Here is a 216-nt window from a genome sequence, read left to right as displayed (position 1 = left end):
AATAAATTAGTGACCATAAAAATGGCTGTGATTAGCGGAATCATAGTACCTGCAATAAGTAAATAGAACGTTGGAGTAAAGCGTTTCTCACTGACTTTTTGTGACTCCGAGTCATCATAAAAGACCAGCACCATAAACACTAACCAATGCAGTGCTGAGTGATACAAAGGGTATTCTGGTTGAGTATCTAGACGTATAGGAATGACCAAGGCTAAT

Annotated in this window: 1 protein-coding gene; it reads right to left on the bottom strand. The window is 38.4% G+C overall.

Annotated features, from left to right (window positions below):
• The coding region (locus V6255_RS18745; RefSeq protein ID WP_341629456.1) for a Wzy polymerase domain-containing protein at positions 1–216 on the bottom strand (216 nt) is incomplete at both ends.

The sequence above is a fragment of the Psychromonas arctica genome, assembly GCF_038155225.1.
Classification (GTDB): domain Bacteria; phylum Pseudomonadota; class Gammaproteobacteria; order Enterobacterales; family Psychromonadaceae; genus Psychromonas; species Psychromonas arctica_B.
The sequence above is the reverse complement of the archived record's forward strand: the minus strand, read 5'-3'. Positions and strand labels throughout refer to the sequence as shown.